Origin of the sequence: Pseudovibrio flavus, from assembly GCF_009711345.1 — a bacterium.
GTDB classification, from domain to species: domain Bacteria; phylum Pseudomonadota; class Alphaproteobacteria; order Rhizobiales; family Stappiaceae; genus Pseudovibrio; species Pseudovibrio flavus.
On sequence record NZ_SMMA01000062.1, the window covers coordinates 75,255 to 89,808 of the forward strand.

The following is a 14,554-nucleotide window of genomic DNA, read 5'->3' on the forward strand; positions in this document are numbered from 1 at the left end:
CGCTACGGAACTTCGCCGATATTTTGATATGCATCACACACACGAAAAAATTTCGTAATTTTAAGTGATTACGACAAATTGGAAGGCTCCATTCTCCTCTGCATTTGATATAGCACAGTGAAATAACGCGAGAGCGTGCGGCCATTGCCTCCGGCTTTGGCGTCACATGCTGACAAGTGTAGGTTTTGGGGCTTTCTGGAATGCAGCACGGCGAAGGAACGACACAGTGGTTTTATAAACACGACCGTGAGAAGTGCGGTCCTGTTGATGATGGAGCCATGAAGCGGCTGATTGCCCGCGGCGTTGTGACGGCACAAACCAAAGTCTGGCACTACCAGCTCGGTCCTGTTTGGAAGCGTGCGGGAGAGATTGCGTTTCTTAAGCAGCTGCTCATTGAAGTGGGTCCGGCGGACAAGGGCAAAGCCTATCAGGTAAGCCAGTTCATTCTATGGCTGATGATTTTTACGCCGCTGATCAGCACTCTAATGGCGATTTCATTGGGCTCTATCATCCCTCTACCGGTGCCAGAGCTTAAAGAGTTTATGACGCCGATCTATTTCGTGATCGCCTTCCCGTTTATCAGTGCCGGATTTTATTACATCGACCGCCGCGCATTGCTCAGCGTTTATACGAAGGCGGTACCACTGGGCTATCTGATCTTCCTGTTCCTGCCACCTGTCTATTTCCTTTTGAGAAAACAGACCGAGATTCATCAGGGCTATCTGGCCCCTTTGGTGTCTTTACTGCTCCTGCCCGCACCATTCGTGCTGTTCTATTTCGTTCTCTAACCCTCAGCTGTTAGAGAGGTTTGAGTAGAGCACGTTCTTGGAACTTCTGACGGTTGAGAGCAGAAGATTGGTTTCGGTTGACTGAATGCCGTCGATTTTGCGGATCCGGTTGAGGACCTTATCGAGGTCCTGAAGCGTTTCGGTATGCAGCTCCAAAATCAGATCCCAATTGCCGTTCGTCGTGTGTAGCGCAGCAACTTCCGTCATGGCATTCAGGATTGATGTGATCCGGTCTGCGCCCTTGCCTTCAATCTTTACCAAGGTAATGCCCCTTACCGGCGCATCCATGGTATCTCGCTGCAAAATGACTGTGTAGCCGAGAATCTCGCCGGACTTTTGCAGTTTATCCAGTCGTGCCCGAATGGTGGCTCTGGAGAGCTTTAGCTCGATTGCCAAATCGGAGAGCGAGGCACGCGCATTTCTACGTAATATCCCTATAATATTGCGATCAATTTCGTCGATTTGCATATTTTAGATTACCAAATTGGCATAGTGACCTATCATTTTGATCAGTATGATAGCTTCCCTCTAATCAAAAACAACCAATAATGAGATCTACGTATAATTACGTTGGAGATCATATGAAACGTAGCGTTGCTCTTTTTGGCGTACCTCTTCAAGCAGGTACTGATCAATCTGGTTGCTTGATGGGACCAGACGCGCTGCGTACGGCAGGCCTTTCCAGTGCGCTGGCGGACCTTGGTTGCCAAGTGGATGATCGCGGCAATTTAAATATCAACGATTGCCTCCACGAAGCCCATGATAACGATGCCATCCGCAACCTCGCTGAAGTCGCAGCTTGGACAAAGGAACTCCAGCAGAAAGCGGAGACTTGTTTTCTGGAGGGGGCGTTTCCGATCTTTATGGGCGGCGATCACAGCCTTGCAGCAGGCACGGTGACGGGCGTTGCAAGTGCTGCGGCAAAACAGGGCAAGGAGCAGTTTGTGCTGTGGCTGGATGCTCATCCTGATCTGCACCGGCTAGACACAACGCGCAGTGGCAATCTGCACGGCACACCTTCGGCCTACTTCTGTGGCTTTGACGGGTTTGAGCCGCACTTTCCCAAGCCGCCAGCCACTGTACCGACCCGCAACGTTTGCATGATGGGCTTGCGTTCGGTTGATGCGCCGGAGCGCGAAATTTTGCAGACGACCCCGCTTCATGCTTACGACATGCGTGCCATAGACGAGCGCGGCGTAGCAGGCCCTCTCAACCGCTTTTTGGAGATGGTGGCAGAGCGGGATGGCAATTTGCACCTGAGTTTTGACGTGGACTTTCTCGATCCTGAAATAGCGCCAGCTGTGGGAACAACCGTTCCGGGCGGCGCTACGTTTAGAGAAGCCCATTTGATTATGGAGATCCTCCATGACAGCCAGCTCGTGACCTCTCTCGATCTGGTGGAACTTAACCCTTTCCTTGATGAACGCGGACGGACAGCAACCTTGCTTGTTGATCTTGTTGCAAGTCTTTTTGGCAAAACGGTCATGGATAGACCGACATTCCGCTATAACTAATCGTGAGGTTTTTAAGATGGTTCAGTTTGTGAGTGTCGAGAATATTCTCAAAACCGTGCGCACATGCGGGGTGGAGACATTTCTTGCCGGCCTCGCCAATTATGTTGAGCAGGATTTCCGTCGCTGGGAGCTTTTTGACAAGACACCGCGCGTTGCAAGCCACTCCAAAATCGGCGTCATCGAGTTGATGCCAACAAGTGATGGGGAGCTCTACAGCTTCAAGTACGTAAACGGTCACCCAGCCAATACCAAGCTGGGCCTGCAGACCGTTACCGCGTTTGGCATGCTTTCAAAGGTCGAAAGCGGCTATCCGTTCTTCCTTTCAGAAATGACAGTGCTTACCGCGCTTCGCACTGCGGCGACATCCGCCGTTGCAGCCCGTCACCTTGCCCCAAAGCCATCGGAGACAATGGCTATCATCGGTAATGGTGCCCAGTCGGAGTTTCAGGCGCTTGCCTTTAAGGCGCTGCTGGGAACGAAAACTCTACGCCTTTACGATTTGGATCCGGAGGCAACGCAAAAGTGTATGCGCAACCTTGCTCCTTATGGCTTGGAGCTGATCCCGTGCAAGAGTGCGGAAGAGGCAGTTGAGGGCGCAGATATCATCACTACTGTGACCGCTGATAAGCAGTACGCGACCATATTGACGGACAACATGATTGGCGCTGGCGTTCACATCAATGCCATTGGCGGCGATTGTCCGGGTAAGACGGAGCTGCACAAGGATATTCTTCTGCGCTCCAAGATCTTCGTCGAATACCCGCCGCAGACCCGCATTGAAGGCGAAATCCAGCAGTTGCCGGAGGATTATCCGGTCAACGAATTGTGGCGCGTTATTTCCGGCATGGAAGTTGGGCGGGCACATGCCAACGACATCACGCTGTTCGACTCCGTTGGCTTTGCAACGGAAGACTTTTCTGCCCTCCGCTTCCTTCACGACACGGTTCAAAAGACCGGAGACTATGAAGACGTAGACATGATCGCAGAGCCGACAGACCCTCGAAACCTGTTTGGTTTGCTGACACAGGACGACAGCCGCGATAAAGCCGCCTAGCTGTTGTCATGCTCCTTTAGGAAGTGGGTGGTTATCTCTTTAAACCGCCCACCTCCAAAGCTTGGGAAGTGTCCTCCGTGGACGGTTTCGACAGGAAGGGCAGACAGCATGCGCATGCTGTCGATGTAGTCCCCCATGTTACTATGATAGGCGTCGGTAATGAGCTCTCCGTCATAGATCACATCCCCTGCTATCAAGGTTCTGGTTTTTTCCTCCCAAAGCGCGATCCCGCCCGGCGAATGCCCCGGTGTGTGCAGCACATGGAAACTTCTATCTCCAAGGTCAATGATATCCGCATCCCGCAGCAGTTTTGTCGGCGGTGCGGATTTGACGTGATAGGCGCAGGAGCGATAGGGCTCCGGCGGTAAGGCCGAGAAAATCTCGTCAATTACATAAGGGTCTGCGAGCGTATTTTGCCGCGTTGGATGGGCAAGAATGCTTGCCTCTGCTTCGTGGATCCAGCGTTCTTCAAACTCGTGATGGCAGCCTACATGGTCGAAATGGCTGTGACTGGCCACCGCCACCACGTTCTTTTCCGCCGCTAGGGGTACGTATTCGCGAAGGCTAACGACACCCATGCCGCTATCTACCAGCATGTTAAAATCGCGCCCAGCAACATGCCAGATGTTGCAACGGTAAAACGGCAGGATATGCGGCTCCTCAATAAGCGAAATGCCGTCGGCAAGGTGTGTCGTGCGGTACCAGTTTTCTGCTGCAATCCGGTGCATATTTCGGCTCCACTCACAAGACTTACAAGGCCAGAGTAAGGCTAGCGGGGCATTGCTTGCAACCAGCAAGAATCTAGCAAATTAGACTAGGGGCAAACGCCCGATGAGCGCCGTACAGCACAACAAAAAACCGGAGCGAAAGTGCTTTCCGCTCCGGCCTTGTCAGTTCAGCTTTTTCTCACAGTCAGGAGAACAGTGAGAAAAGCAAATAGGTGTAGTGAGCTGCAATGCCTGCTGCCAAACCACCAATGGTGTGGGAGAGCAATGCCTTGGAAATAAGATTGCGATAGCCAAGGGTGTCCAGCATAGCAGTGTGGGTGGAAAGGTAGCCACTCCAGCACATGCCCATTGCGGTGAACACTGCAATCTCGTTACCGCCGATGATGCCCTGCGTGATGAACGGAGGAACCAAGGTCATCGCCGCACCTACAGCACCAAGAGAAGTGATAGGGAAGGCAATCAGCTCAGGGCTCTGGAAGCCGAACAGTGCGGAAAACACGCCAGAGAAAACGGAACCAAGCTTAGGCAGAACAGCAACGCCCTGAAAGGCCGCGCCGGTGTAACCAGTCTCACCCGGACCGAAGGTCAGCATCATCACAACTGTTGCAATGATGAGCACGCCTGGGATGATCGCGATGCCGAGATCAACACCAGACTTACCACCGTCAAGGCAGGAGTTGAGGAAACGCAGACCAATCGTATCGCCGCTAACCGGAATTTCCGAGGCCTGATCGTCAGCATCGGAGTCCGGCTCGATGTGATCGCGCTCACCCAGATCCTTGTAGATCATGTGCTGCATAAGGCGGGTGGAGACGACCGAGCCAACGATGGCACCAAACAGGCCAATCAGCGCCGGTGTCATTGCACTTTCGCCGCCAATAGACTGGGCGGACATAAAAGTAACGACGATCAAGCCCATGCCAAACGCTGTGCCAAAGTTGGCCAGAGAAACAAGCTGATAGGCTTTGAACGATTTCGCAAAGCGGGCGTCGTTTGCCAGAGAGATAATCGCCGGATTATCGGAGAAGAAGGTCATTACCGCTGCAAGGGAAGCCTTGCCTGGAAGACGGTAGAGCGGGCGCATAAGCGGGCGCAGAACGCGCTCCATTACAGCAACGGTACCAAATTCCAACAGAAGACGGCCAATAGCACCGGCTAAAACGCAGATGCCCATGATGTAAAGCACGGTGTTCATGAGCAGGCCGTGCGCCGTCGAGAACATGGTATTAAACATGTTCGCCGCGCCCATAACGCTGCCCAGATATCCGAAGAGAAGGCCCAAAACCACAACAGGGAATGCCGGATAGAATACAGCCGAAAAGCGGCTGGATTTTTCTGCCGACACAGTGGTCACTTCATCAGTCATTTTACCCTCATTTTTGGTGACGGGTATGTTGTGAGCAGCCCATCATGTTGTTTCGTTCAGGGTAAATACGCCCGTTTTCAGCCATTTTAGGCCGACAGGCTGTATTATGTTTATTGCAGAACAAGCCAAGCCGCAGCGGCTCAAAGCGTGCTCCGAGAACCGTCAGAACCCCATTTTTGTAGGATCAATTAGGATAGGACTTGGCGTATACCAGTGTGAACACAAATACGCAAATGCATAAAACAAGCCCGCTTTCGGCTGGTTTTTGCGGTCAAGACGACGTGATGAATTGAGCAAAAAAAGCGGGAGCAGCCGCGCATGCTCAAAAGAGCAACATCACAACTAGCTCCCGCAGTTTCGGGTCTGGGAGTGCCCCTAAAGGGGCTGTTTTATTTCGGTAACAAAGAAGACGGCAGGTTCTGATAGCAAACCGGACGCAAGAAACGGCGGATCGACAACGTGCCCACGGACGTTGCCCCAAAGTTGGTCGATGCCGGATACGGTCCGCCATGGACCATGCTATCGGCGACTTCAACGCCTGTCGGGAACCCGTTTGCGAGAATACGTCCTGCTTTTCGCTCCAGAATTGGCATCAAGGACCCACCATCTTCAAGGTCGCCGTCGTCCATAATCAGTGTTGCAGTCAACTGGCCTTCAAGGCGCTTGGCAAGCTCGTGCATTTCTTCAATGCTGGAGACTGTTACAACGATACCCGTTGGACCAAAGACTTCTTCGCTAAGAACATCTGAACCCAGCCACGTTGTTGCATCACACATGTACATGGCTGGAGCAGCATCACGCTCTGCAGCATCTTTAGACAGGATCGTCTCAACGCCAGAAACAGAGGCGATATGATCGCGGCCCTTTCGATAGGCTGAGGCTATGCCCATGGTCAGCATATGTTGGTCGGGTACCTGATCAAGCGCTGCAGATGCTACCTCGACAAAGGCTGGCGCGTGTTCTTTTGGCAGAACCACCACACCGGGGTTGGTGCAGAACTGCCCCGCGCCCATGGTAACCGAGCCTGCCCAGCCGCTTGCAATACTATCCATTCGGCTCTTGGCAGCTTCTGGCAAAACGAAGACCGGATTGATGGAGCCCAGCTCACCGAAGAACGGAATTGGCTCAACACGGCGAGCGCAAAGGTCAAACAGGGCTCGGCCACCTGCAAGGCTGCCTGTAAAACCTACAGCTCTGATAAGCGGATGTTCGACAAGGCGTTTGCCGACCTCGTTATTGCCGCCCTGCACCAAGGAAAACACACCAGGATGAACGCCGGTTTTCTTGATAGCAGCAAGGATAGCGTCAGCGATGATCTCGCCAGTTCCCGGATGAGCGGGATGGCCCTTCACCACAACCGGACAGCCCGCTGCAAGAGCCGCAGCGGTATCGCCACCTGCTGTCGAAAATGCCAGCGGAAAGTTGGAAGCACCAAACACGGCAACCGGCCCGATTGGACGCTGAACCATCTCCAGTGCTGGTCGCGGCGCTGGCTGGCGATCAGGCAAGGCTTCATCCGAGCGGCGATCAAGGTAATCACCTTTCAGGATGTGGCTGGCAAACAAACGAAGCTGGCCAACGGTGCGGCCACGCTCTCCTTCAAGACGCGCAGCTGGAAGCCCTGTTTCGGCGGAACCAATGCGGGTGATATCTTCGCCCCGCGCATCAATCTCATCAGCGATTGCGTTGATGAACTGGGCACGCTCTTCACGAGAGCTGTAGCCATAACTCCAAAAAGCGTCTTCTGCTGCTTCTACAGCAGTATCAACATCACTTACGCGGCCAGCGGAATAATCAAGCGCAGGGCCAGAGACAGGATCAGCCTTGAAGGTTGTGTCGCTGGCTACCCATTCACCGGCGATCAGGTGTTTTCCATGTGGTTCGTAAGCCATTACCCTGCCCCTTCAGTTTCTGCCTGTGTCAGCTCTGCTTTGTCCCAGTTTTGAACCATGTCGCAGGCAACATCGAACGCAGCGCGGGTTGCACCAACATCTGCCAAGCCCTTACCTGCAATGTCGAATGCTGTGCCGTGAGCGGGCGTGGAAACCGGATATGGCAACCCACCCTGCACTGTTACACCGCGATCAAAGCCCAGCAGCTTAAGCGCGATCTGCCCTTGGTCATGATACATGGTCACCACCGCATCGATTTCTTTGGCGACGGCTTTCAGGAACACGGTGTCAGATGGCCATGGCCCATCGACGGACATTTGCGTTTCAGCAAGGCGGCGCACTATCGGTTCAATAGTGTCGATCTCTTCTGTTCCGAAATTGCCGCCATCACCTGCATGCGGGTTGATCGCAGCAACAGAAATGCGCGGGCGCGTTAGACCGGAACGACGCAAAGTGCGGTCGATCAGATGAACGGCTTCTTCGATACGCTCCTCTGTAATTGCATCGGCAACATCTCGCAGAGCGATATGGCTGGTGACGCGGCTGGTCCAGATGCCGTCCAGCGTATTCAGCTCTGAGATATAGTTGGAAACGCCAAGCTTTTCGGCCATGTAGTGCAGCTCATCATCGTGGCCGAGGCCTGCAAGGTGCATGGACGCTTTGTTAAATGGCCCGAAAACCAACGCGTCGATAACGCCGCCCTGCAGGAATTTCAGTGCTTGATCGAGCGTTTTAAGGACGGATGCACCGCATGGCTGCTCAACGGAGGAGACGACGATCTCCTCAAGAGTAATGGTTTCCATTGCGTGCAATGCAAATTGTGAAGCCTGTTTCCAGTCGTCACAGCTTGCATCAACTGCGTTCATTTCAAATGTTAGGCCTGCAACCTTCTGCCCTTCTTCAAAAACATGGGCGTCGCCAATAAGAAGAATATCTGCTGCCTCTGCTACGCCGTTGTCGTTTAGTAGGCGTGCGATCAGCTCCGGCCCAATGCCACTTGGGTCGCCTGGAATAATCCCGATACGTGGTTTCATTTTTAAACCCTTCAGCCGTCGGCTTGGCCTTCCAACGCCACGGCTATATTGCTGATTGTCGATTTCAGATGGGCCCGCAGGGCGTGAGCCGTTGCCTGCGGATCACGCTGGCCAAGCGCCACCGCAATTGCGCGGTGCTCGGCGAGCGTGTTGGCACGTCGGGTTGCACGTTTTGAAGAGATGAAGCGGGCACGCCAAAGGCGCGCATTGTATTGCCGATGAGTTTCGATGAGCGGCTCGTTGCGCGAAAGGGCAACCAGCTCGCTATGGAACCGCATATCCCGCTGAAAGAACTCAAGAGCAGATATGCTCTCGGCGTCGTTGTTCAGCCGCCGCTCCATAGTAATCAGCCCGTTGATCTCTTCGTCGGTCGCCTCATTGCAGACGAGTTCGCCTGCCAGAGCTTCCAATGCACCCAGAACGGTAATGTATTGGGTCAATTCCGCCATTGACGGCGCTGCAACGCGTGGCCTACGGGTGGCAGAATATTCCACCAGCCCTTCGGTAACCAACAAGCGCAGCGCTTCTCTCAATGGCGTTCTGGAAATACCCAGAGCATCGGCGAGTTCCCGCTCTGGAATAGCAGTACCGGGAGCAAGTTTTTCAAGCAGAATGAACTCACGCAGAGTGTCTGCAGCTTCTTCTGCCAGAGACTTTCTCTGTGTTACCTGTCCGTGTTGCTTCAGTTCTGCGATCCAGTTTGTCTCGCCCATTCCCATTACCTTCCCCAGTTCAAAACGACCGGATCAAGGGGCCTGATCAGCTCGATCATGGCCTCCCTCGTTTGCGGATGCAGCGGCGCTATCGGATGACGACAGAAATCCGATTTGATAACACCACCAGCAACCATAGCAGCCTTCGCGGACCGGAAGCCACACTGACGATTCTCGTGATTGACCGCAGGAAGAATGCGGGCGTAGAGACGCAGTGCCGTATCCCTCTCCCCTGCAGCATGCGCCACAAGAATAGGACGAATCTGGTCCGGTATCATAGCGGAAGTCATAGAACCGGTTGCCCCTGCATCCAAGTCCGCCATTAGAGTTATGGCTTCCTCTCCGTCAAAAGGCCCCTCAATAGAATCGCCACCTGCGGCAACCAGATCACGCAGCTTGCTGGCAGCGCCTGCGCACTCGATCTTGAAGAGTTTCACCATCTCGATTTCTTGCGCCATACGCACAAGCAGAGGAACAGGCAGATCAACACCCGAGAGCGGCGCATCTTGAATCATAATCGGAATACCAACCTCACCTACGGCTTGAAACTGCTCGTAGGTTTGCTGGGCGTTTCCTTTAAGGAGAGCACCATGATACGGCGGCATCATCATCACCATTGCCGCGCCGAGTGCCTTGGCCTCTTTTGCACGCGCTACCGCGATATCCGTCGCAAAGTGGCTAATGGTGACGATAACAGGAACGCGTCCTGCCACATGCTCCAAGCACAAACGAGTTAGGACCGCACGTTCTTCATCTGAAATGAGGAACTGCTCCGAGAAGTTTGCAAGAATGCAGATGCCGTCAACGCCCTGATCGACCATGCAATCTAGAACACGTTTCATGCCCTCCAGATCAAGTGTTCCATCGGGATTAAACGGTGTAGGCGCTACAGGCCAAATACCCTTGTATGGCTTTGTCATTCTACCACCTCGAAGTCATGAAGATGTTTGTCAGTGATGGAGATGCCCAGCCCCGGCTTGTTATCATCCAGCTGCAGGAAGCCATCTACCGCTTCAGGATCGCCCTCAAAGATGTAGTAGAACAGCTCGTTACCAACCTCGACATCGAACACAGGGAAGTATTCAGCAATCGGGCAGTTCACGTTCGCCATGGTCAGGTGATAGTTATGCATCTGGCCAGCGTGCGGAATAACCGGAATTTGGTAGGCTTCTGCGAGCGCGTTAATCTTCTGCGCTGCTGTAATGCCGCCGACACGGTTGGTGTCGTACTGGATGACAGAAACAGCCTTGGCATCCAACAACTGACGGAAACCGAGCAGCGAGAACTCATGCTCGCCGCCAGAGATTGGGATCGGACCACGGTTCAGCTCAGCATAGCCGTGAATGTCATCTGCGATCACCGGCTCTTCCAGCCAACGAGGCTCATACTTTTCAAGCTTTGGCAGCATGCGACGGGTGTAGTCGAGGTTCCAGCCCATGTAGCACTCGAGCATAAGATCCTTGTCATAACCGATGACTTCGCGCACTGCCTCAACACGCTTGAGGTTCTCGCGCATGCCTTTCATGCCGTCCTTAGGGCCGAAACCGAAGCGCGTCTTAAAGCCCTGATAGCCGTGCTGCATGGCTTCTTCTGCCTCGGCCTGCATTTCTTCGATGCTGGCAGCGTAGAGCTTGGAATAGTAGACCGGAATTTTCTCTTTGGTACGACCACCTAACAGCTTGAACACCGGCTTGTTAGCCAGCTTGCCCATCAGGTCCCAAATCGCGATATCGACAGCAGAAATTGCCGTCATACCCACGCCCTTGCGGCCCCATGCATGGGTCTTGCGGTACATCTTTTCCCAGAGATAAGCGTAGTCGAAAGGGTCTTCGCCAATAACCATTGGAGCGTAGTACTGATCAATGGCCGCTTTCACCAGATTAGGTGCAAGCGCTGCGTTACCAATACCGATGGTTCCGTCTTCCGCTTCAACCTCACAGGTCAGCCACTGATGAAAACGAAAGCTGCCCATCGCATCGCCCTTGTCGTAAAGCGCGTCGCTGGCGTTGGTGCAGAAATTGCCTTGCGGGGGAACTGTCTTGCCTTTCCAGTTCCACACCCGAGTACGGACGGATTTAATTTTCGTCATATTATTCTCCGGTCGATTTAATTGGTGCGCGCTGGGTGAACAACCGTCCCCACAAATACGGGCCGAACAGTGCCAGTGCGGTCAGAATAAAGAAGAACAAAGAAAGTGGACGGGCGAGCATGAGCCACCACTGCTCATCAAGCATGACCATGGACTGGCCAAGGCGTGTTTCGAGCATGCCACCGAGGATCAAACCAATTGTGAGCGGCACTACAGAAAATCCGTAGCGGCGCATGAAGAAACCAAGGATACCGGCTCCAACTGCAATCCAGACATCGAGCATGGACTGTTCCAGCGCATAGGCGCCGACGATGGAGAAAGTGAAAACGATTGGCCAAAGAATATTGATCGGGATGAGGGTGATACGAGCAAAGAGCTTTGCCCCCCAAAGACCAACGAAGAAGAAGAGCACGTTTACCAGCAGCATCGCCCAGAAAATCGCAAAGACAAAGTCTGCCTGCTCGGTAAACATAGTCGGGCCCGGACGCAGGCCGTGAACCATAAGGCCCGCCAGGATAACGGCAGCAGTCGGGCTACCTGGGATACCCAGCGCGAGCGTTGGTACCATTGCGCCGCCAGTCGCCGAGTTGTTCGCAGCCTCAGAGCCAGCCACACCTTCCAGAGAACCCTTACCGAATTCTTCAGGGTGCTTTGACCAGCGTTTAGCTTCGTTATAGCCGATCATGGAAGCAACAGTTGCCCCCTCTGCTGGCAGAATACCGATGAAGGTACCGATGCCGGAGCTACGAAGGATAGTGCGCCAGACGCGCTTATAATCTTCGCGGCTAGGAAGGCGAATTGCCTTCATCTTCACCGGTTCGCGCTTGATGTGCAGATTACTTGCCTGAACCAGCAACTCGGAAATACCGAAGACGCCAATCATGACCGGTACAAATGGAATACCTTCGCTCAGTTCGTTCATGCCAAACGTGAAGCGTTCGATAGAGGTTAGCAGGTCAATGCCAACGGTTGCCAGAAGCACGCCGAAAGCACCGGCAATCAGGTTCTTAAGAGCGCTGCCATCACCGATGGTTGCCAGCATGGAAAGGCCGAAGACAGTAAGCGCGAAGTACTCAGGCGGCGCGAAGTTGTAAGCGGCGCGAGCCATAAGCGGCGCGGCTGCCATCAAGCAAAGTACCGATACGATACCGCCGATGGTGGAGGAAACCGCAGCCATGCCTAGGGCCCGCCCAGCCTCGCCCCTCTGCGCTAACGGGTATCCGTCTAGACAGGTGGTCGCGCTGGCTGAAGTACCCGGCGTATTAATGAGAATTGCCGTGATCGCGCCAGCAAACGTGGCGGCGCAATAAATCGTTGTCAGGATCGCGATTGCCGCGATCGGCTCCATGGTGATGGTAAATGGCAGAAGAAGTGCAACACCAGTTGTTGCATTAAGGCCCGGCAACGCCCCTACCATTACGCCGCCTAATGTTGCGGCAACAAGCAGTACAAGCAAACTTGGATCTGCCAGAGCCATCAGGCCGGAAAATACAGCTTCCATATTATTGATACCACAAGTTCGTCAGAGGGCCGCGCGGGAAGCGGACTTCGAAAATTCCGTCAAAGAGAAAGAACACTGCAACTGGGATAATGAGACCAACGAGCACAAGTGCCCAAAGCCGCCTTTCGCCCCACATCAACGCGAGCGTGAAGGCAAAAAGGCCAAGCCCGAGGAAGAGGTCTATCTCTGCCACCAAGAGAAAGCCGATCAGAGCAAGCAATGTGCCCCAAACCGTTGAGGTTAGAACCTCAAGCTTCCCGACCTTCTGGGTGAGCGCCAGCCAGATGGTGAGAAAACCAATCAGGCCAATGACCAATTGAGGAAAGTCAGAGGGCTGGATGCCACGCTTCAAAATTGGCGGAACGCGGTCAAACTGCGTGGATAGATAGTACGCACCTACACAGAAGAGGAGTATTAGCAAAGGAACAACAAAACGTGCCACCAACTGCTCGCGCCGACTAGGAAAGTCTGCCGCACCTTCTTCCCGCGGCTCGAAATCTGCTGAGCTCGTCAAGAAATCCTCCAAAGACATTATTGCCTGCCCGTTAAGGGCAGAGATCATTTAGGGGGAGTGTTTGAGAGGAAGCCGCAGAACGCGGCTTCCCCGAAGACCGATTGGCCTTACTGGATGAAGCCCAACTCTTTGAGAGCGGATTCCATGTCAGTGGTCATAGTCTGAAGCTGGTTGCCCCACTCTTCCGCACCAACGACAGAGTTTGCATCAAGACCGATGGAGGTGAGGAAGCCCTGATAAACTGGGTGCTTCATAGCCTTTACGAGAGAGGCCTCAACCTTCTGCGCGACGTCTTCCGGTGTGTCTTTGTGAATGACGAAGCCACGTACGGTGGAGAAGCTGACAGGAATGCCGAGTTCTTTCGCAGTGCTAACTTCTGGAAGGCCATCCATGCGCTTGTCAGCAAGTACGACGATTGGGCACACTTCGCCTGCATCGATCTGGGAGGATGCTTCTGCAAGGTTAAGAACCGCCGCATCAACTGCACCAGCAACAAGCTGGGTTGCCAGTTCGCCGCCACCATCAAACGGAACGATCTTAGGTGTCTTCATGCCGCCCTTCATGGTGAACATGAATGCAGACACGTCATCGATGTTACCGAGATGGGTTGTACCGTAGGAGATCGCAGCGTCTTTCTGCTTGGCAACGAAGTCCTCAGCGCTGTCGTATGCGCCACAGCGAACCATAAGGATCTGCGGATCGTCGGTACCGCGTGCGATTGGGCGCACGTCATCAAGGGTCATCTTGGTCTTGCCCTTGGCGACAGTTGCAGCATGGCCAATTGTAAAGGTGAGGATGGAGTACCCGTCAGCTGGCAGGCCCAGATAGTGGTCCATAGCTACGGCACCGCCACCACCCTTTTTGTTGACCACTACCATGTCCGCACCAAGCTCACGACGAGCGCGAAGCATCATCATGCGGGTGGTTACGTCGGTACCGCCGCCGTTGCCGGCATGGGTTACAACCTCAATAGTCTTGGACGGGTATTCCTCCGCGCTAACCAGCGACGTACCCAGCGTCAATGCAGCCATAGAGGCCGCGGCAATCAATTTAATCATGAATTCCTCCCGAAAACATCAAACCGATAAAAATAGGTTTAAGTACTGATAACAGCTCGGTATCGGTATCAGATATATGGAATATGGTATACCTTTTTAGAGCGCCTTTAGGAGGCAGTCGCGCTAGGTTAGCGACGGAAGGGCAAATGTATTTTTGATATTAATCAATAATTACAAATACCTAAACCATATTAACGATACCGCAACGTTCGATCTAAAAATGATTTAGGGCCTGTGGTTAACTACACACAAACACTCAAAAGGTTAATTTTTGAATCAATTCACAGCACTATGCCTCTAAAG

General features: G+C 53.5%; 14 protein-coding genes. 3 read left to right on the plus strand and 11 right to left on the minus strand.

What is annotated here, in order from left to right:
• The first annotated feature begins 200 nt into the window (after window positions 1–200).
• Window positions 201–788 carry a DUF4339 domain-containing protein gene (locus E1162_RS10735; protein ID WP_155130551.1) on the plus strand — a complete coding sequence of 196 codons (588 nt, stop codon included), beginning with the start codon at window positions 201–203 and terminating at the stop codon, window positions 786–788.
• A 3-nt stretch (window positions 789–791) separates the two neighbouring features.
• On the opposite strand, the gene E1162_RS10740 is transcribed toward E1162_RS10735, so the two are convergent.
• Window positions 792–1,250: an Lrp/AsnC family transcriptional regulator gene (locus tag E1162_RS10740; protein ID WP_371311919.1), complete on the minus strand. Its 459-nt coding sequence runs from the start codon at window positions 1,248–1,250 to the stop codon at window positions 792–794.
• A gap of 119 nt (window positions 1,251–1,369) precedes the next feature.
• Here E1162_RS10740 and rocF point away from each other — a divergent pair, with 119 nt between their 5' ends.
• Together rocF and ocd are read left to right on the plus strand one after the other, a co-directional pair.
• Window positions 1,370–2,302, plus strand: a complete 933-nt coding sequence (gene rocF / locus E1162_RS10745; RefSeq protein WP_155130555.1) for an arginase — start codon at window positions 1,370–1,372, stop codon at window positions 2,300–2,302.
• Window positions 2,303–2,318: 16 nt separating this feature from the next.
• On the plus strand, window positions 2,319–3,356 hold the full coding sequence (ocd, locus tag E1162_RS10750) for an ornithine cyclodeaminase (RefSeq protein ID WP_155130557.1): 1,038 nt from the start codon (window positions 2,319–2,321) through the stop codon (window positions 3,354–3,356).
• Here the strand turns inward: ocd and E1162_RS10755 are convergent.
• The 10 genes from E1162_RS10755 to E1162_RS10800 form a co-directional block, all read right to left on the minus strand.
• Complete coding sequence (locus E1162_RS10755; protein WP_155130559.1) at window positions 3,353–4,084, minus strand: MBL fold metallo-hydrolase; 732 nt, start codon at window positions 4,082–4,084, stop codon at window positions 3,353–3,355. The two genes, ocd and E1162_RS10755, sit on opposite strands and share 4 nt — an antisense overlap.
• A gap of 184 nt (window positions 4,085–4,268) precedes the next feature.
• Window positions 4,269–5,450 (minus strand): CD0519/CD1768 family membrane protein, encoded by a 1,182-nt coding sequence (locus E1162_RS10760; protein WP_257098910.1) that lies wholly within the window; start codon window positions 5,448–5,450, stop codon window positions 4,269–4,271.
• Between the two features lie 389 nt (window positions 5,451–5,839).
• Complete coding sequence (locus E1162_RS10765) at window positions 5,840–7,342, minus strand: aldehyde dehydrogenase (NADP(+)) (RefSeq protein ID WP_155130561.1); 1,503 nt, start codon at window positions 7,340–7,342, stop codon at window positions 5,840–5,842.
• Window positions 7,342–8,376, minus strand: a complete 1,035-nt coding sequence (locus E1162_RS10770; protein ID WP_155130563.1) for a 4-hydroxythreonine-4-phosphate dehydrogenase PdxA — start codon at window positions 8,374–8,376, stop codon at window positions 7,342–7,344. Before E1162_RS10770 ends, E1162_RS10765 begins: the two co-directional genes overlap by 1 nt.
• 11 nt (window positions 8,377–8,387) lie before the next feature.
• Window positions 8,388–9,089, minus strand: a complete 702-nt coding sequence (locus tag E1162_RS10775) for a GntR family transcriptional regulator (RefSeq protein WP_155130565.1) — start codon at window positions 9,087–9,089, stop codon at window positions 8,388–8,390.
• Window positions 9,090–9,094: 5 nt separating this feature from the next.
• On the minus strand, window positions 9,095–10,009 hold the full coding sequence (locus E1162_RS10780; protein WP_155130567.1) for a dihydrodipicolinate synthase family protein: 915 nt from the start codon (window positions 10,007–10,009) through the stop codon (window positions 9,095–9,097).
• Window positions 10,006–11,178, minus strand: coding sequence for an L-rhamnonate dehydratase (locus E1162_RS10785; protein WP_155130569.1), 1,173 nt, complete (start codon window positions 11,176–11,178; stop codon window positions 10,006–10,008). Before E1162_RS10785 ends, E1162_RS10780 begins: the two co-directional genes overlap by 4 nt.
• A 1-nt stretch (window position 11,179) precedes the next feature.
• Entirely contained in the window at window positions 11,180–12,679 is a 1,500-nt protein-coding gene (locus E1162_RS10790) for a tripartite tricarboxylate transporter permease (protein ID WP_155130571.1), read from the minus strand.
• A gap of 1 nt (window position 12,680) precedes the next feature.
• Complete coding sequence (locus E1162_RS10795) at window positions 12,681–13,193, minus strand: tripartite tricarboxylate transporter TctB family protein (protein WP_257098911.1); 513 nt, start codon at window positions 13,191–13,193, stop codon at window positions 12,681–12,683.
• Between the two features lie 107 nt (window positions 13,194–13,300).
• Window positions 13,301–14,251, minus strand: coding sequence for a Bug family tripartite tricarboxylate transporter substrate binding protein (locus E1162_RS10800; RefSeq protein WP_155130573.1), 951 nt, complete (start codon window positions 14,249–14,251; stop codon window positions 13,301–13,303).
• Window positions 14,252–14,554: the final 303 nt, after the last annotated feature.